This is a genomic window from bacterium, from assembly GCA_041648665.1.
Classification (GTDB): Bacteria; UBA10199; UBA10199; order 2-02-FULL-44-16; family JAAZCA01; genus JAFGMW01.
This window is the reverse complement of sequence record JBAZOP010000064.1, coordinates 1-17198: the sequence shown is the minus strand read 5'-3', so window position 1 is coordinate 17198 and position 17198 is coordinate 1. Positions and strand designations below refer to the sequence as shown.

The 17198-nt window shown below is 58.9% G+C and carries 18 protein-coding genes; 5 read left to right on the top strand and 13 right to left on the bottom strand.

Translation table 11 applies throughout. The annotated features are described in order from the left end of the window. From WC683_14995 to WC683_14955, 9 genes are all read right to left on the bottom strand, one after another. The coding region (locus tag WC683_14995; protein ID MFA4973917.1) for a PAS domain S-box protein at positions 1–1614 on the bottom strand (1614 nt) is incomplete at its 3' end. A 142-nt stretch (positions 1615–1756) separates the two neighbouring features. Continuing rightward, complete coding sequence (locus tag WC683_14990; protein ID MFA4973916.1) at positions 1757–2095, bottom strand: hypothetical protein; 339 nt, start codon at positions 2093–2095, stop codon at positions 1757–1759. Positions 2096–2297: 202 nt separating this feature from the next. Next, the gene (gene pyrF / locus WC683_14985) at positions 2298–3014 is read right to left on the bottom strand and encodes an orotidine-5'-phosphate decarboxylase (GenBank protein MFA4973915.1); all 717 of its coding nucleotides are present in this window, start codon (positions 3012–3014) and stop codon (positions 2298–2300) included. A 15-nt stretch (positions 3015–3029) separates the two neighbouring features. Then, complete coding sequence (locus tag WC683_14980; GenBank protein ID MFA4973914.1) at positions 3030–4754, bottom strand: proline--tRNA ligase; 1725 nt, start codon at positions 4752–4754, stop codon at positions 3030–3032. Between the two features lie 10 nt (positions 4755–4764). Then, positions 4765–5826 carry a flavodoxin-dependent (E)-4-hydroxy-3-methylbut-2-enyl-diphosphate synthase gene (gene ispG, locus WC683_14975; GenBank protein MFA4973913.1) on the bottom strand — a complete coding sequence of 354 codons (1062 nt, stop codon included), beginning with the start codon at positions 5824–5826 and terminating at the stop codon, positions 4765–4767. Then, positions 5823–7184: a hypothetical protein gene (locus WC683_14970; protein ID MFA4973912.1), complete on the bottom strand. Its 1362-nt coding sequence runs from the start codon at positions 7182–7184 to the stop codon at positions 5823–5825. The genes ispG and WC683_14970 overlap by 4 nt, the downstream gene beginning before the upstream one ends. A gap of 3 nt (positions 7185–7187) precedes the next feature. After that, positions 7188–7805, bottom strand: a complete 618-nt coding sequence (locus WC683_14965) for a hypothetical protein (GenBank protein ID MFA4973911.1) — start codon at positions 7803–7805, stop codon at positions 7188–7190. Positions 7806–7953: 148 nt separating this feature from the next. Beyond that, positions 7954–8469: a hypothetical protein gene (locus WC683_14960; GenBank protein ID MFA4973910.1), complete on the bottom strand. Its 516-nt coding sequence runs from the start codon at positions 8467–8469 to the stop codon at positions 7954–7956. Positions 8470–8593: 124 nt separating this feature from the next. Then, positions 8594–9418, bottom strand: coding sequence for a PTS sugar transporter subunit IIA (locus tag WC683_14955; protein ID MFA4973909.1), 825 nt, complete (start codon positions 9416–9418; stop codon positions 8594–8596). 266 nt (positions 9419–9684) lie between these two features. On the opposite strand from WC683_14955, the gene WC683_14950 reads away from it, so the two are divergent. Beyond that, complete coding sequence (locus WC683_14950) at positions 9685–10557, top strand: hypothetical protein (protein ID MFA4973908.1); 873 nt, start codon at positions 9685–9687, stop codon at positions 10555–10557. Between the two features lie 37 nt (positions 10558–10594). Further along, positions 10595–11203 (top strand): DUF882 domain-containing protein, encoded by a 609-nt coding sequence (locus tag WC683_14945; GenBank protein ID MFA4973907.1) that lies wholly within the window; start codon positions 10595–10597, stop codon positions 11201–11203. A gap of 60 nt (positions 11204–11263) precedes the next feature. Here the strand turns inward: WC683_14945 and WC683_14940 are convergent, their stop codons facing one another. From WC683_14940 to WC683_14930, 3 genes are all read right to left on the bottom strand, one after another. Beyond that, the gene (locus WC683_14940) at positions 11264–11440 is read right to left on the bottom strand and encodes a hypothetical protein (GenBank protein MFA4973906.1); all 177 of its coding nucleotides are present in this window, start codon (positions 11438–11440) and stop codon (positions 11264–11266) included. Positions 11441–11493: 53 nt separating this feature from the next. Then, positions 11494–12048: a hypothetical protein gene (locus WC683_14935; protein ID MFA4973905.1), complete on the bottom strand. Its 555-nt coding sequence runs from the start codon at positions 12046–12048 to the stop codon at positions 11494–11496. A gap of 116 nt (positions 12049–12164) precedes the next feature. Next, positions 12165–12980: a sulfite exporter TauE/SafE family protein gene (locus WC683_14930; protein ID MFA4973904.1), complete on the bottom strand. Its 816-nt coding sequence runs from the start codon at positions 12978–12980 to the stop codon at positions 12165–12167. A 204-nt stretch (positions 12981–13184) separates the two neighbouring features. On the opposite strand from WC683_14930, the gene WC683_14925 reads away from it, so the two are divergent. Together WC683_14925 and WC683_14920 are read left to right on the top strand one after the other, a co-directional pair. Further along, on the top strand, positions 13185–14609 hold the full coding sequence (locus tag WC683_14925) for a hypothetical protein (protein MFA4973903.1): 1425 nt from the start codon (positions 13185–13187) through the stop codon (positions 14607–14609). 45 nt (positions 14610–14654) lie between these two features. Continuing rightward, entirely contained in the window at positions 14655–15413 is a 759-nt protein-coding gene (locus tag WC683_14920; protein ID MFA4973902.1) for a TSUP family transporter, read from the top strand. Positions 15414–15416: 3 nt separating this feature from the next. Here WC683_14920 and WC683_14915 read toward each other — a convergent pair whose 3' ends face one another. Then, the gene (locus WC683_14915) at positions 15417–16259 is read right to left on the bottom strand and encodes a hypothetical protein (protein ID MFA4973901.1); all 843 of its coding nucleotides are present in this window, start codon (positions 16257–16259) and stop codon (positions 15417–15419) included. 87 nt (positions 16260–16346) lie between these two features. Here WC683_14915 and WC683_14910 point away from each other — a divergent pair. Further along, positions 16347–17198 (top strand): L-rhamnose/proton symporter RhaT (locus WC683_14910; GenBank protein ID MFA4973900.1); only part of this gene is annotated, 852 nt, incomplete at its 3' end.

Below are 17198 nucleotides of genomic sequence, written 5' to 3'. Positions count from 1 at the left end.
GTAGCGGGCCTGCTCCCCCAGGCGTGCGAGAAGCTCGTTGATCTCCCTCTTCATATCGATGATCCTGAGCTCCCTGCCCATCATGAATTTGTTGAGCTTCTCGATCTCCGCCATCCTATTGTTCATCTCTTCCTCGGCTGCGCGCCTCTCCGTCATGTCGCGGATGAGCGTCCAGACCCCCGAGGGATCGCCCTTGTCGTCCCGCACAAGCCAGTAATGGACTCTGACAGGGATGATGGAGCCGTCATTTACGATGTATTCCTTGTCGAACTCGCCCCTGCCTTTGTTGAAGACAGTCCTGTGAACGAACTGGTTTTCCGGGTCATGCCATCTCTCGGGGGTGATCTCCATCGAGTTTTTCCCGATGAGCTCATCCCGATCATACCCCAGCATGCCGACAAGCGCATCGTTCACGTCGATTATCTTTCCGTGAACGTCCGAATGCATCATCCCGTCGGTGATCGCTTGATAAAACCCCCTGAACCGCTCCTCGTTCCTCCTGAACTCTGCTTCGGTTTTCATGCGTTCGGTCATATCATGCGATATGCCGAACACAGCGCTTTCCCCGTTCCATCTGCCCTGATAGAATCTGCTGTCGACTTCTAGGAGCGCGCCATCCTTGCGCTGAAGAGGAACGCTGCAGACCATATCTTTGCCGGCGAGCATGCTCTCGATGATGCCGCTCACCTCATTACGGCGAATTTTCGGATATATCTCTATGATCTCCCTGCCGACGATCCCTTCCTTCGAATAGCCGAGTTTCTTGCACAAGGCGTCATTGACCTCGATAATGCTGCCCTTCCTGTCTATCACGAATATGAAATCCTTCACCGAAGAAAAGAGATGAGCCAGGTTCTCATGGCTGAACCCCAGCTCGCGTTCAACGCGCATGCGATCCGTCACGTCCATCAGAAAATTCAGAGTCGCAGGCTTTCCCGACCATTCAAACGCCACGGCATTGAGCTCCACCACCTTCACGCGTCCGGCCTTGTCGACGACTTTGAAGTTATAGAAATTCGGCACAGCCTCTCCAGCCATCCTTTTCTTGTGACGCTCCGCCACCATCGGGAGGTCATCCGGATGAATGAGCTTTTCGAACGGCATGCCGCATAGCTCCTCCGCGCTGTAGCCGGTTATCTCAGTCGTCTTGGCATTGGTGAACCTGATTATCATCTCCTGCGCCACGACCACGGCTTCATTCGCATTCTCGACCAGCAGTCGATACTTGTTCTCGGATTCAACCAAGGCGCACTCGACTTTTTTCCTCTCGGTGATGTCCTCGATTATCGCGATCCCTCCTGACGACGCGCCCCCCTCATCCGCAAGCCTCTTGAAAATGGCCCTGAGATATGCGCGTTTCTTCCCGGTGATCGACAGATACTCCCCCTCGAAATAGCCCATTCCCTTTTCGAACGCGTCTTTTACCGCCTTGAGCACGGCCTCGTCTTGCGTCATGGACAAAATATCAAATCCGATGAACGCCTTGCGCGAAGAGCCGAGTATCTTGATCATAGAATCATTGCATTCGATTACCCTGCCCTGCTGGTCATATACGAGCATCCCGAGCGGCGCATGCTCGAATATCGTGCGATAGTGCTCCTCTTTTACGGGCATATCGACCCCCATCCGGATGTCGAATTCTATCTTTTGAATGCGATGATTACAAGGAATTCGATGCCGGCAGAAATGACACAGGGGAGCCGTCTCGCGACGGTTCCCCTGCTTGAGAAAGGAGGGTTAGGGTTCTTTAAGGCGGCTACGCGTTGAAGTGCGCGGTCGTCGTCTGTTTCTGCCTGATGAGATCCGCCTCGAAATCGGCGAGCGCGTAAGGATCATAGGCGGCCAGCTGAGCGCGCGCCTCGCCATACTCCCGGTGGCAGTCGTCCATGTAATCCAGCAGGTCCTCGCGCTCGGTCCGGTCGGCTATCTCGTCGAATTTTTGCCTGGCGTACTCGTGGTTGATGGAGCTCGCGGCCATCTTGAGCTGCAGGTCGAGGAGACGCTTATGTGCTTCCTCTGAAGCGCTCGCGACCTCATGGGCCCTTATATCCAGCTCCATGTCGTCATCTAAGACCGTCTTTATATTGTCTTTCATGGCCCCCTCCGCTTTCCCCTGCACAATAGAAATGCATAGAGGGTGCCAAACCCGGGATTTGGGAGCCACTTTCAACCTGTTGATTTAATTGATTAATTCAGGCCTGAAAATTACAGCATCATTATTGAGGAGAAAAAATGGGCACCGAGGACACCGATCAGGGTACTCTAATCCCCACCCCTTCGGCTGTGCGATTTTGCTATCAGGCTATTTCTTTGAGTATCTGACGTATGACTGCGCGCGGGTCCTTTGCCTGGACCACGGGGCGGCCGATGACGAGGAAGTCGGCGCCGGCAGCCATGGCCATGACGGGCGACGCGATGCGCCTCTGGTCCTGCGCAGCGCTGCCCAGGGGACGCACACCCGTGGTCACGATCAAGAACTTCTCGCCGCAGGCCTTGCGAATGGGGGATATCTCGAGCGGGGAGGCGATCACGCCGTGCAGGCCGCAGTGCTGCGTGAGCCTGGCGAGCCTCACGACCTGTTCGCGCACCTCGAACTGCACGCCGATGTCGGCAAGCGACTCCATGCTCGTGAGCACGGTTACCGCAAGCAGCGTCGGCATCTTTGACTTCGAGCCCGCGGCCTCGCGCGCCGCCTCCACCGTGCTCGTCAGCATATCTTCGCCGCCCGAGGCGTGAACGTTGAGCGCTTCGACCTCCAGCTTCGTGGCCGCATAAACCGCCTTGTAGATCGTGGACGGAATATCGTGGTATTTCAAATCGAGGAAGACCCTGCAGCCGTTCGCGTGGACCATCTTTATGACATCCGGGCCGAGCGCAGTGTACGTGGGTGCGCCGACCTCGAAGGTGTGCACGTCCTCCTTGAGGAGTTTCACCATCCGCTCGGCCTCTTTCATCTGGTCGGCGATCAACGCAACGATCACCCTATCCTTGTTGGAGCGAGGCTTCATCGTCATAAAGAGACCTCCGTTTTATGCGCGGGCTGGTTTTTCCCTTGCGATTATTTCGACCATGCGATCCACGGCCTCGGCCGGGGAGAGCTTGTCCATCTCGCTTGAGCCGCGGAGCTTGAACTCGACCACGCCGTCCTTGAGCCCCTTCTCGCCGACGACTATGCGGTACGGGATGCCGATCAGGTCCGCATCCGTGAACTTGACCCCTGCGCGCAGGTCGCGATCGTCGATGAGCACCTCGACCCCGCGCGAAACGAGGTCGTCGTGTATCCGCTCCGCGACCTTCGCCACCTCGCCCTCCGCCGAGAGCGGCACGACCTCGACATGGAACGGCGCGATCGGCAGCGGCCAGATGATGCCGCGGTCGTCGTGGTTCTGCTCGATGGCGGCAGCGGCGGTCCTGCTGATGCCTATGCCGTAGCACCCCATCACGAGAGCCTTCGCGTCGCCGCCTTCGTCGGTATAGTTGGCCTTCATCGGCTTTGAATACTTTGTCCCGAGGAAGAATACCTGCCCGACCTCGATGCCCCGATGCTCCTCAAGCATGCCGGTGCAGCGCGGGCAGTTGTCGCCTGCGACCGCACGCCTGATGTCCACGAACTTCGCGACTTCGAAATCGCCGAGGTTCACCCCTGTGAGATGCGCGTCGCCCGCGTTGGCTCCGACGACGAAATCATGCATCGCTGCGACCGAATGATCCGCATAGACCGGGATGCCGAGCCCCACCGGACCCGCGAACCCGGATGGCGCGCCAGTGGCCTCGACGACCGTGTGCTCCTCGGCAAGGTTGCACCACTCCGCACCGATGGCCTCCTTGAGTTTGGACTCCTTGAGGTGATGGTCTCCGCGCACGAGACCTGCCACTGGCCCCTTATCGGTATCGAAGATCAGCGTCTTCACGAGTCGCTCGGGTCCCACCTTGAGGAACTCGCAGACCTCTTCGACCGACTTCTTGCCAGGAGTGGAGACCTTCTTGAACTCGCCTTTGCGCGACTGGCGATCTGTGACTTGTGACCGGTCGGGCGGCTTCAATTCCGCCTTCTCCACGTTGGCGGCGTATTCGCACTTGTCGCAGGCGACGATTTCGTCCTCGCCGGAGGCAGCGAGCACCTGGAACTCGTGGGACATGGAGCCGCCGATGGTGCCTGTCATCGCCTCCACCGGCCTGTACTTGAGGCCGCAGCGCGAGAATATGCGCTTGTACGCCTCGTACATGTTCCAGTAGGACTTCTTCGCCGACTCCTCGTCGCGGTCAAAGGAATAGCCGTCCTTCATTATGAACTCGCGGCCGCGCATGAGCCCGAACCGCGGCCTGACCTCGTCACGGAACTTGGTCTGGATCTGGAAACAGTTCTTCGGAAGGTCGCGCCACGAATCGACCACGCCGCGCAGGAGGTCGGTGATCGCCTCCTCATGGGTGGGCCCTATGCAGAAGTCCCGATCGTGCCTATCCTTGAAGCGCAGGAGCTCCTTTCCGTAGACCTGCCAGCGGCCGGTCTCGATCCAGAGCTCGGCGGGCATGACGATCGGCAGCAGAAGTTCCTGCGCGCCGGAAGCGTTCATCTCCTCGCGCACTATGCGCTCGATCTTCCGAAGCACGCGCAGGCAGAGCGGCATGTAGGTGTACACGCCTGCAGCGAGTTTCTTGATGTAGCCCGCCCGGACCATGAGCTTATGGCTCACGACCTCTGCGTCCGCCGGCGCCTCGCGAAGCGTCGGTATCAGTATCTGTGAGTATCGCATCGATTGTTTCCTAGCGCCTCTTGATCAATGATTCAATCTCCTTCATGAGCTCATCGGCAAGATTCCCCTCCGGGCATGTTCGCATAATCTTTCCTTCGCGGATGATCACTCCCCTTCCGTCGCCTCCGGCTATGCCCACGTCGGCCTCTTTCGCCTCCCCGGGTCCGTTGACGATGCAGCCCATCACGGCGATTTTGAGCGGCGCCCTGATGGCGGCAACCCGCTCCTCGACCTCTTCTGCGAGGGCCTGCACGTCGATCTGGGCCCTGCCGCAGGTCGGACATGAGATGACCTCGGGATACGGCCTCTCCCTGAGCCCCAGGTTCGCCAGTATCTCGAAGCCGGCCATCACCTCTTTCACCGGGTCGGCTGTGAGAGAGACCCTGATCGTGTCGCCTATCCCCTGAGAGAGGAGCGCGCCGATGCCCATGGCAGACTTGATCGCGCCGGTGAAAAGCGTCCCTGCCTCCGTGACACCGAGGTGCAGCGGGTAATCGACCTTCTCGGAGAGGAGCCTGTAGGTCGCGATCGTGTCCGCGACGTTGGATGCCTTTGCCGAAATCTTGATGTCCCTGAAATCGATCTTTTCCAAGAGCCTCACGTGGCCCAGGGCGGACTCGACCAATGCCTCAGGCGTGGGGTGTCCGTATTTTTTGAGCAGTTCCTTCTCAAGGGAGCCGGCATTCACGCCGACGCGTATTGGTATGCGGCGCGCCCTGGCCGCGTCCGCCACTGCTGCCACGCGCTCCGGAGAACCTATGTTGCCCGGATTTATCCGAAGGCCGTCCACGCCCGCCTCGATCGCGGCCATCGCCAGCCTGTGGTCGAAGTGTATATCCGCGACGAGGGGGATCGATATCCTGGATTTGATTTCGCGAAGCGCACGGGCCGCGTCCTCGTCAGGGACCGCGACCCTCGCGATCTCACAGCCGGCAGCGGCCAACCTCTCGATCTGGGCCGCGGTCGCCGCAGCGTCGGAGGTCCTGGTATTCGTCATCGACTGGACCGACACCGAGGCGCCGTCGCCGATCGCGATCCTGCCGACGGAGATGCGACGCGTCTTCCTTCTCATGAAACCTTTCCCGATGGTTTACGATTTGCGGCAAGACGGCCTGCGATAAGGACCGCCGACGCAAGCATGCACAGCATCGCAGCCGATCCAAAGGCGGAATCAGCCGACAGATCGCGCGACAGGCTGCAGGAGACTTTGGAGCTGCTGGATGTCGTGTCGGTGCTGCCGCCGCTGCTTCCGCACGGATTGGAGGTGTCTATGGTCACGTCGGGCATCTCTATAATCTGCCCCCCCTCGCTGCAGCTCACCGTGGTCGCATCGTCGGACCCGAGTATGTCGCCCGCGTCGAATCCGGAAGGCGGATTATCCAGAGGCTCAAAGCCGGACGCGCCTGTGAAATCCTCGCCTATCGGCTCATAGTAGACCTTGTATGCCCGTCCGGGGACTATCCCGTAGAGATAATAGCGGCTGTCCCCCTCGCATGCGGGATACATCGCGCCGCTGACAAAGGAGCGCGCCTCGACATACGGGGTCGGGCTGTCTGCAGACCTGGTGGCCGTGACGTGCACGCCCTGGAGGGGATTGCCGTCGCCGTCGAGTATCTTCCCGGTTATCACGCAAAACTGACTCTGAAAATCCGCGGTCGGATAGATCCACGACAAGGTCACCTGATCGTCGCGGTTCAGCTCGCCCTGCGAGGTGCTTATCAGCTCCGGGTACATCGTGGGGATATATTGCGAGTAGTCGCAGGCCTGGCCCCGTTCGCAGGTCTTGATATCCTCATAGTTGCTCTGGCTGTGGTCGAGGTTGAGCAGATGCCCCAGCTCGTGTATCACGGTGGCCTTGAAATACGCGGACTTGGTCGTGAGATCAGTGCCAAGGACCGTATTGTCCGAGGCGAGCAAGAGCCCGTTGAAGATCGCTATTCCCTTGGTGATGTATTTTCCGGTCGAGTCTGCAGCAAGAGGCTGCGAGAGTCCGACCACGAACTCCCTGTTCTCTTCGCCCGAGAACTCCGCTATGATGTCCCCCGTCTCGTCAAAGATCACGACTGAGGGACCCTCGTCGCCGTTATAGTAATCCAGATAATTATCCACGTTGATCTCTTCGGTCGGACAGCCGGTATCCAGTGCGACACTGATCGCAGCAGTGTCCACGAGGGTATTGGATGAGTTGTGCAGCTGCACTGCAGTCCATTTGCCGAACGCCTCGGTAATCCATTGCACGGCAGTGTCGTGCAACACCGTCGACGCGAGATCGCCCGGATCAGGGCACCACTTGAGAGTCTTGTCCTGCCACTGGAGCGCCGTGCCGGTGGCGGCCTCATCCACGATAAATGGACCCCCTGCGCAGGCAATCGAGCTGAAAAGGGAAACGGCCGCCGCGACAAACGCGATTGCTATGCTGCGAAGAGGCATGGGTCATTCCCTCCCTTCCAGCTCTTTGACCATGTTGACGAAGTTCTTGTAATCCATGGGGCCGCCCTGGGCGCCGGCCGCGACGCCGCCCACCGAGAGCGCCTTGCCGACCTTTGCCGTGGAGGGGAGCCCGGTGAAGAGCGACTTATTGCCGTAGTCGTTCACCACCTGAACCTTGCCGTCAGCCCCCTCGACGAAGTTGAACTTGCCGCAGCCGAGGCTGATCACGCCCCTGAGACCTAATGAGGTCTCACTGGAGAGAAAGACCGTGTACTTCTTGCCTGCCTCGAAGACCGGCATGCCCGCCACATAGGGCAGTTTGAGCTTCATGGCGGCCGCGCGCGACCCTCCCAGATGGACGAAGGAGAACGGAGAGGGCGCGCTCCCCTTGATGACCTCCTCGACTTCAAACGTATACTTGGTGACCAGGATCTGCCCCTTCTCGCCCAGCTTCTTGACCATGGGTTCGGCTGACACACACTTGCCGGTGAATACCACGTTGGCCTTGGTGAGGTCGGTTATCTTTCCTGAGATCACCTGAGAGCCCGCCGCTTCCCTGCCCAGAAACGCCGATAAAATTATTATCGCGAGGGCCGCAGACAGAGTCTTTATGCGCTTCACGTGTCACCTCTCTTAAATTATACCGCAAATCAGCAACTTATTGTGAAGCTTTTACAAAGTCAATGCGATCCAACGGATAAGCGCATAAAAAAACGGCCTTTTCCCTCTAGGGAAAAGGCCGTGTAAAGACCTGTTACAGGTGTCTTGCCTATAGAGCCTCTTCGGTGGAGGCCTCTTCCTCAGCAGGCTTCTCGCCCTCTTCAAGAGAGATCGTATAGCTGGCGCAGGGCTCGCCAAAGGATCCGTCCTCCGCCGCCTCTATGACCTCGCAGCTCCCAGCCACCGCATCCTCGACAGCGAAGTCGAGGTAATAGACATGCTTGGTCGAACCGGTCTGCAACATGAATACCGCGCCCGTGCCTGTGAGCTCGCCTGAGGCCGCAGTCTCATCCGCGAATGCGATATTGAGAATGTTGGCGCTGTGCACCACGTTGATCGCAAGTTCGATCGCATCGCCCACCGCGTCTGAAACGCCGGCGCACGAATTGGAATCGAGCGTCATCGCACCTGCGTAGTAACCGCTGTAAATGCCGACTTCCCCGCCGGGGATCGCCGGGATCAGATCAGGCGAGAACCCGACGTACGGCGTGTTGTCGCTGTCGAACGCAGAGCAGCCGGCGAGAGACATGAGGACACAGATGATGATGATCAGACGTTTGGACATAACCCCTCCCTTTTACACCTTCCATAAAAGGTATCGACACTACTCAAAAAAAGTTGCTCGGAAAAAATGAGTAAATTTATCCAATAATACCAATGGGTTAGAGAGTAAAAAATGACACAGGGCGCTATCCTATGTGATGAATGAGGAAACGGCCGCAGCGCTCGCACACATAGACGGTCTCGGGGTTTCTCAGCATCTCCGAAGCGAATCCGCTGGAGAGCTGCATGCTGCAGCCGCGGCACACGCCGTCCGGCGCCTCCACAAGCGCCTCGCCGAAGTGCTCCATGAGGCGGTCGAACCGCGAGAGCATGCTCCCGGAGAGCTCGGCGCGGGCGAGATCTATCTGTTTGTCCAGCCCCTTTGCCTTCGCCCTCCTCTTCGTCTCGAGGCACTGCAGCGCAATCAGCATGTCGGCCTCGCACTTGGTCGCGCGGCCCGTGAGCATGTCCACCTTCACGTCCGCCAACAGCTTCGCTATCGAACCAGCGTCTTTCGCAGCCATCAGCTGCGTCCTGAATTTCTCGTCCGCGAGCTTGGAGACCAGCCCGGCGAAGAGGCGGTTGAAGAGTCCCGTCTGCTCCGGCTGCCATATCACGAGCACTATGAGATGTACCGGATCCGATTCCGGGGCCCCGAAATCGATCCCTGTAGGATGCCGACCCACAGCGATCGCCGGCGTCTCACCGACTTCGAGTCTCGCATGCGGGATCGCCACGCCGGCGCCCAGGGTCGTGGGACACAACTCCTCCCTCTCCATGATGCGCGCCAGGGCCTCCGCCTTATTCGGTATCAACTTCTCTTTATAGAGGATATCCACCAGATCCTCGATGGCCGCCTTCTTGGAGCGGTTGGTCATCGCTGCGATCACCTGCCCGGGCCTTAGGACTTCACCGAGAGGCACTTCCCTGAGATACCGTGCATTCATCTTTTGATCCCTTCCTTTATCCATATGGCCCCTGCGGGGCGATTCGGCCTGAAAAGCGGGGGTGCATGCTTAAGCCCCGAAGACCCTCCAGTCAAGGCCTATCGGCCCGGGTCCCGTTGATTTCGGCGCGGGTTGGAAAAAGTTGCCCTGTTTTTTTCGATCGACCGCCGATTTTTGCGCTCTTTTAAACTTATATTTTTGCAAAAAAAATCTAGCAACTTTTCAAGGCGCAGGCCGATACAGGACTCGAAGTTCAGCGGCGGAGACAACCGCCCCAAAAGGAGACCATTATGAAGAAGACGATTTTCGCAGCATTGATCGCCGCAATGACTGCGGCAGCGCTGGCCGGCTGCAGCGACTCGCGCATCAACTCCGACGCAAACCCCGACATCGCCGCGACAGGCGCGGTCATATCGAAGATCGAGCTCGTGGATGCCCTCTGGGAGCTCAATGATGAGCCGCTGCCGAATGCGGAGTGCGTGGCCGGCTCCTCGTTCAAGATATACCCCACCGATGGATTCGAGATACAAAAAAACTCGAACAAGAGCGCCGAGGACTTTGCCGACGCCGTCATCGTCAGCAGCGTGAACATCTCGTTCACGGATGAAGGCAACGACGGCCGCGGCGTCGATTGCGGCTCGGGCGACATGACCTTCACTGTCTCCGCGAGCGAGGAAGCGCCCATAAATATCGTCTCCTCGCAGCAGATCCTGGCCAGGCACTCTGTGGCAAACATGGCAAAGGTTGTCCCGACGACATACCCTCCCTGCACGATAACCGCCCACTTCGAGAAGGCCGGCGTGGAGATCTGCGAGACGACGGATGACAGCGAAGAGACGGCCGAGGTCGAGGATGAGGAAGAGGTGGCGGACGAAGAGGCGGACGAGCAGGACGAGGAGGTCGTCGCAGAGGATGACGATGCTGAGCAAGACGACGATGTCGCGGACGACGATGCAGACGATAACGTCGTAGTGGTGGCGCCGGGTGTCTTCACCCCTGTCGTCTCTCGCAACTTCAAGGCATTCTACGTAGACGAGCCGGTCAAGTGCGGCGAAAGCGAAGTGCATTCGCTCAGGATGGTCGTCGACGACTTCAACTGCAGGCTGCAGGAGACCACGCCGACAAGGCTCGGCGAAGAGATCGACGAAACGGCCCAGAACTGATTGACAGTTGCGTCTCGTCACTATAATTTAAGCCTCGATGGGATTCCCGACGACATGGAGAGGAATCGCGACTATCTCCCTCGCCTGTTCATTGGCGGTCGGCCTCTGCAGCGCCTCGCAAGCCTCAGACATCCCCAGACACCTCCGCGGCGACGGCACGGTCACGCTCTACAACCAGTCCAGGAACGAACGCACACAATTCAAATACAGGGATGAGGATGGAAGGTACAACGAGGACGCATTCGAAGAGATCTCCCTCTTCTTCCGATGCAGGCTCACCGGCGAAAATCACGACATCGACCCGAAGCTCATCGAGATACTCGACGCCGTCGAGGACCGCTTCAAGTCGAACGAGGTGAAGATCATCTCGGAGTACCGCAGCCCTGAGAGAAACGCCCTCATGCGAAAGAAGGGACGCAGGGTCGCAAAGCGAAGCCTGCACATGGAGGGCCGCGCAGCGGACATCGAGGTGCCGGGGGTGTCGAAGATAGCGCTGAGAAATTTCGCGCATTCCCTGAAGCAGGGGGGCGTAGGCTCTTACAAAAATCGCGGCTTCATCCATGTGGACACGGGCGAAGTGCGCACCTGGGGCTTTGCCCCCGGCCGGCCGGCAGCCAGGACCAGGCCGGCGACGGCCCACAAGTGAAAAAATAAAAAGGCCGTCGTGTCATCACGACGGCCCCTGTTCGATCTGCGCCACCCGGATCTATCCCATCCTCTTTTTCTTCGCCCTCTCGTCCTTCCACTTCTCCCAATTGTCATCTATCTTCTTCACCCTTTCGTGCATGTCCCGCTCCTGCTCGCCGTACGGCACGTCATGCCTGAGCTTCATCCCCATCCTCGGCACGCCGAGGAAATAACTCATGTTTCGCTTTTTTTCCATGGCCTCAGCCTCCTGAGGATATTATAGCACGAGAGCGCAAAAGATGCAGCCCCTCACTCCTCGACCTCCTCTTCGTAGGCATAGGAGCCGCTGTTGCAATCCTGCATCTCCTCTTCCGCCACCTGCTGCAGATAGACGACCATGTCATCTACGATCTCGTGCAACTCGTTGATGGAACGCCCGCACTGCATGAAATCGAACTCATTGGAGGCGCCGCCCACGATTTTGAAGGATATCGTCCACGGCACGCTTCCAATGCATTCCTCATCGATTGCCGATTGCATCTCCAGAAGACCGGCGTCCTGCGTGAAGGCGAATATGGTCTCAAAAGTGTCGCCATCCAGCAGCTCGGTGCCGTCGCATTCGTATGCGAGCTCGAAATCATCATAAAATTTGAGATACACGGTCATGAACATGTCCCTGTCCACGGAGATGCGCCGGCTGAAAGAATCCGGGCTCACGGCTCCGGGCACAAAGACGTCGAGGTTGCCGAACTGGCTCCGCGCCTTTCCGACATCAGGATTCGTGTCGAACTGCATCCCCGCTCCGTCATTATGGCTGCAGGCCGCAAGCAAAAGAGCTGTGAAGATCAAAAGGATTTTGCGCATAAACACCTCCAGGCTGTTTATACGACTCTTATTACTGAAATGCGGCCGTGGGCAAGAAATAAAATCAGCCGCAGGGATCGCAGGGGAGTAACGTCTATATCCTATTGATTTATATATTAATTATGACCTGCGAAGAGTTGTCTCAGGATGAGCACGATCGCTATGAAGAACATGAGGATCCCAAAACCGAGCCTCAGCCTCCTCTTGTCCAGGCGCAGCATTGTGCGTGCGCCGAGCCACGCGCCGGGCACGACGCCGATGGAGAATATGAAGATCATCGTCCAGTTCAACTGCCCTGAGACGAGATGGCCAGCAAATCCGAAGATGGCGGTGAAGCCGACGATCATGCTGCTGGTCGCGACTGCGACGTCTATGGGCACGCCGGAGAGCAGCACCAGGATCGGCACGTTTATCACTCCCCCTCCGATGCCCACCAGCCCGGCTGCAAAGCCCGCGACAAACGCGAGCGGGAGCACGACCGCCAGGTTCACGGTGTATTCATCCTCGAAAAATGTCCTTCTCCTCCAGAGGTGCCGCCCTTCCCCGCCGCATATGCGCTGATGGAGACCGAGCCCGGGATGCAGCATGCCAGCGCCCGCAATGACAAGCGACGCCGCGAGTATGATCACCAGCGTGAAGTCGGAGAAGAATGCAGCGAGATACCCCCCGGCAAAACCGCCTGCCGCCGCCGTGCCTCCCATCACAAGCGCCAGGGCCCAGTCGATCTTGCCCGCCCTGTGATAGACGAAGGTGGCGCAGAGGCCCAGCATGGCGCTGAGGAAGAGGCTGGTGGCGGCCGCCTCGTGCATCTCGATGCCGAAGAAGATCTGCAACGGCGTGAAGAGCGTGCCGCCGCCGATGCCCAGCATCGCCGCCGCAAATGCGATGAGCATGAGGGAGGCAGTGACCGCAGCGTAGAACAGAAGATGCATGGACTCAATATACCGGCGCAGCGAACGAAACTCAACGTGCCAATTATACAAATGCCTATTTCCATCCGACCAAGTGAAGATCGGCGGCGACAACGTCCCCGGCATGAGCAACCCTCCACCCCGCCTCCGAACTGGAAGCAAGGGGGCAAGGGTATCCTCTAAAATATCAAGCAACCTTTTTAATTACCGAACGATAAGGGTGAGATGGAAAACGAGCCATTCAAGATGCTGCCCGCGGGATACGGCGCCCTGCCCACGGTCCCCGGTTACTACGACGAGGACGCTGAGGAGTGCGTCCAGGCGAACCCCGCTGACGAGGTAATACCTGTCATAGACTCGATCGTCGACGAGCCGCCGGATCCGACGGAAGAAAAATCCGAAACAAGTTCGGGCAGCCGCGCGTGGCTCGTCCACAAGACCGCAAAGCAGGCGCTGTGGAGGCCCATGTTTGCTACTGCATTCGTGCCGCGCGCGAACATGATGTACCGCACCTATTCCTCAAGATTCGCTGTCAATCCGAACGACGAGCTCTTCAACGACACGATGACCATGATCTACAGGCCGCAGAACATCTCGACCAAGATGCTCAAGCGTATGTTCATCCCTGCGAAGTACCGCCATGCCGACCTCAGCAAGGAGGAGGCGGAGGCGCTGCGCACATCGGGCGCGGCCCAGGGAAGGCTCATGTCCCGCATCATGATATCCGCAAACGGGGCGCGCATCATTGGAAACAGCGCCGCCATAGCGGACTGCGTCGCAGGCCAGGGCTGCGCGCCCTCCGAGGCCGCGGTCATAGGCAGCGACACCGCAAACACACTGTCGTTCATAGGGGTGCAGAAATTCTACTCAAAGGGATTCAATCACATAAAGTCGGCGCAGAAGGCCCTGGACGCCGGCGACGCAGCAGCGCACGAGGCAAGACAGATGCAGGCCTTCAAGGCGTTCGACGTAGGAAAGCGAATCTCCTACGCCTCGTTCGCGCTCCAGGCGATCAGCGGCAGCATCAAGGTCGGCATCGAGATCGATCACTTTATCGACGACCCTGAATCAGCGCGATTCTCCGCGCTCGGCGACGGCGCCGTGGACATAGGCCAGGGCGCGGCCTACAGCTACTACAACTACTACCTCGTGAGCCGCGCGGCCAACACCGCACGCTTGGGCAATCTGGCGGGCATTAAGGCCGGCACCGATGTCCTCTCGGCAAACGCCATGGTGATACCGGCCAGGATACTCTGGCCGATGAGGGGGCTGGGCGTGGCAGGCGGCGTTATCCAGTTCATTCCGAACGCCATCATGGCTTATAACGGCGCCAGCGACGACACCCTCTCCTACGAGGCGAGCAGGCACATGATGATATCCGGTTCACTCGGCATGGCCAGCGCCATATTCATGACCGCGGGCTGCCTCCTGATAACGCCGGCTTCTCTGCCCCTCGGAGTGATCGCGATGGGCATAGGCATTGCCCTGATTGCCACCCAGACCTTTTACGACGAGTGGGACGACTGGCAGGAGCTGATGGCCCCCGATGACCCCGAGATCTTCGAGAACTCGCTGCTCTACATCGAGCCGCCGGTCGAAGTTCCAGTAAGGCGCGAGCCGGTCATGATACCGATGACGCCGGTATCCTGACTGATATTCGTTGTCACCTGATCCGAATCTCCATATAAAACAAAAATGGCGCTGACCATCGCATTCCTGTCCGCGGCCGCCTTCGCTGCCGGCCTCATCGATTCCATCGCCGGCGGCGGCGGGCTGATCTCGCTGCCCGCACTGCTCGCCGCCGGGGTCCCGCCGCACATCGCCCTGGGCACGAACAAGCTCCAGTCCATGAGCGGCACCGCGGTTGCACTCGCCAATTTTCACCGTCACGCCAAGGTGCTCTGGAAGATCGCCGCGATCGGCGTCCCCTTCTCGCTCGCAGCCTCGGTGCTCGGCGCAAAACTCGCGCTCATAATTCCGCCGTCCGCTCTGGGCAAGGCGTTGGTCGTGGCGCTGCCCCCTGCGGCGATCCTCATGTTCATGTCGAAATCGATCCTCCACCCCGTGGGCATCCACCAGCCGCACGGAACAAGGCTCTGGATGCCCACGATCGGGGCATGCTCCATCGTTGGACTCTACGACGGATTCTTCGGACCCGGCACAGGAACATTCCTCATCGTCGCCCTTGTCCTCTTCTCGCACATCACGCTCCTCAACGCCTCGGCCACTGCCAAGACCTTCAATCTCGCCTCGAACGTCGGCGCCTTCGTCGCGTTCGCGTATTCCGGAAACGTGAACTACAAGATCGGCATCGCCATGGCCCTAGCCAACATCGCGGGCGGATATGCGGGGAGCCGCATGGCGATCAGACGCGGCGACGCATTCGTGCGCCGCATGCTCATGGTCGCCGTGGCCCTGCTCTTCGGTTATCTTGTGTGGAAGTACTACATGTAGGGACTAAAACTCATGCCAGAGCGCGGTGAAAATGCCGTAGCCCTTGGATTCCCTCTTCGTAGCGAAGTCGATCACCCCGCCTATCTGCAGGCTCGAATCCTTGGGCAGGCTGATATTCGCGGCCGGACCCGCATAGGCCCGTAGCACATACGGGGCAGCGGCGCCCGCAGGGCCGTACGAGCCGGCCACCCTGCCGAGCTGCAAGCCGAAGTTCACACCCAGCGCCGCCTTCTTGAAAAACTGGTAGCCTACCGAGCTGTTCATAACAGAGATATTGAGTCCGTCGCGGGAGTTTGTCTGATCATCCTCGAACGCCCAGGCCACCGAGACCGGATTGACGGAGAAAAGCCACTTCTTGTACCTGAAGAAAGACTCGGTGAACCAGCCGATCGAAAATGAGTTCCCGCCTATGCGCGTGAAGGGCGCAAGCCCACCGCCGGTGCTCACACCCTCGTGGTCCGTGGCAGTAGGATAGCCGGAGGTTATGGCGTTATCGAACCAGAGCTGCATATCCTCCTCGTCGATGAGATGCCAGAAGTGCTCCACGTTCACCGTGAGCGTGCCTATGCCGGTGACCGACTCCACGGTCCCGGCAGCGGTCATCTCCCTGCGGTAGCCGACCGGCAAGTGGGCTATGAACTGGATCTGGTCGCGTTTTATGTCGCCCGTGAAGCCGGGGATGAAGAGCTGGGGCTCGAACGCAGTCTCGATATCGTGGGCCGAGATGCCGTTCTGGTAGAAATAGCTGGTGAAAAACTTGAGACAGAAACCCGACCTGGGAGCGCCGGCCGCATTGCCCAGATACTCCGGATTGAAGCCGACCTGAGCTGCGGCTTCTGTTGTCATGAAAAAAAACGCGGCAACCGCTGAGATCAAAATGGCTCGCTTTTTCATAGTGATTATTTTATACATCGTGCCAAGGAGGAACTCAATATGCAAATCGTCATCATCGCTCTTGCGCTGGTCTTGATCGCAGGCGTCATCAACGGTTCATTCGCAACTCCGATGAAGTACATGGTCCGATGGGAGGAGGAGAATACGTGGTTCGCCTTCTCCTTCTGGGGTTTTCTAATACTCCCCTGGCTCAGCATCCTCCTTATGGGCCATGACGTCATGAGCGTCGTGAAGGCCCTCCCCCCCGACATCCTCACCGCAATGGTGGCCGGCGGAATAGCATTCGGCCTGGGGCAGATCGCCTTCGCCCTCTCCTTCCGCTACATCGGCATCGGGCTCGCGTTCGTCATAAACATATCGATGGGCACCGCCGGCTCGGCGCTGATACCCATACTCTGGCACAAGGGGGTCATGGGGACTCCTTACAGCTACGCCCAGCTGATCGGCATCGCGATCTTCGTGCTCGCAGTCTGCCTGGGCACGGCCGCCGGCGTGGCTCGCGACAGGAACAAGGCGGGCGCGCAGGAGGCCGAAGGCAGGACAAAGAAGATAGAGCCGGGAAAACTCGTGCTGGGCGTAGTGCTCGCGATCATCGCAGGCGCGGGATCGGTGGCGCAGGGAGTGAGCTATATCTGGGCGAACCCGACGGTTCAAAAGATCGCCACCGAACAGTTCGGCCTGGGCCAGCTCACTTCGGGTGTCATCGCCTGGGTCATCATATTCTCGGCCGCCTGGATCCCCTACGTCCTCTACTTCATCTTCCTCAACATAAAGAAGAGGAGTTTCTCGAAACTCGCGCTCCCGGGCACAGGCAAATACTGGCTCCTCGCGGTGCTGATGGGCGTGGGGTTCTGGGGATCGCTCATATTCTTCAGCAAGGCATCCCAGGAG

What these genes read in the sequence shown, in the direction of transcription:
- WC683_14980 (MFA4973914.1), bottom strand. Translation starts at nt 4,754, where the DNA reads ATGCGATACTCACAGATACTGATACCGACGCTTCGCGAGGCGCCGGCG.
- WC683_14970 (MFA4973912.1), bottom strand. Translation starts at nt 7,184, where the DNA reads ATGCCTCTTCGCAGCATAGCAATCGCGTTTGTCGCGGCGGCCGTTTCC.
- WC683_14925 (MFA4973903.1), top strand. Translation starts at nt 13,185, where the DNA reads ATGGAAAACGAGCCATTCAAGATGCTGCCCGCGGGATACGGCGCCCTG.
- WC683_14950 (MFA4973908.1), top strand. Translation starts at nt 9,685, where the DNA reads ATGAAGAAGACGATTTTCGCAGCATTGATCGCCGCAATGACTGCGGCA.
- WC683_14920 (MFA4973902.1), top strand. Translation starts at nt 14,655, where the DNA reads ATGGCGCTGACCATCGCATTCCTGTCCGCGGCCGCCTTCGCTGCCGGC.
- pyrF (MFA4973915.1), bottom strand. Translation starts at nt 3,014, where the DNA reads ATGACGATGAAGCCTCGCTCCAACAAGGATAGGGTGATCGTTGCGTTG.
- WC683_14915 (MFA4973901.1), bottom strand. Translation starts at nt 16,259, where the DNA reads ATGACAACAGAAGCCGCAGCTCAGGTCGGCTTCAATCCGGAGTATCTG.
- WC683_14955 (MFA4973909.1), bottom strand. Translation starts at nt 9,418, where the DNA reads ATGGATAAAGGAAGGGATCAAAAGATGAATGCACGGTATCTCAGGGAA.
- WC683_14990 (MFA4973916.1), bottom strand. Translation starts at nt 2,095, where the DNA reads ATGAAAGACAATATAAAGACGGTCTTAGATGACGACATGGAGCTGGAT.
- ispG (MFA4973913.1), bottom strand. Translation starts at nt 5,826, where the DNA reads ATGAGAAGGAAGACGCGTCGCATCTCCGTCGGCAGGATCGCGATCGGC.
- WC683_14935 (MFA4973905.1), bottom strand. Translation starts at nt 12,048, where the DNA reads ATGCGCAAAATCCTTTTGATCTTCACAGCTCTTTTGCTTGCGGCCTGC.
- WC683_14930 (MFA4973904.1), bottom strand. Translation starts at nt 12,980, where the DNA reads ATGCATCTTCTGTTCTACGCTGCGGTCACTGCCTCCCTCATGCTCATC.
- WC683_14960 (MFA4973910.1), bottom strand. Translation starts at nt 8,469, where the DNA reads ATGTCCAAACGTCTGATCATCATCATCTGTGTCCTCATGTCTCTCGCC.
- WC683_14945 (MFA4973907.1), top strand. Translation starts at nt 10,595, where the DNA reads ATGGGATTCCCGACGACATGGAGAGGAATCGCGACTATCTCCCTCGCC.
- WC683_14940 (MFA4973906.1), bottom strand. Translation starts at nt 11,440, where the DNA reads ATGGAAAAAAAGCGAAACATGAGTTATTTCCTCGGCGTGCCGAGGATG.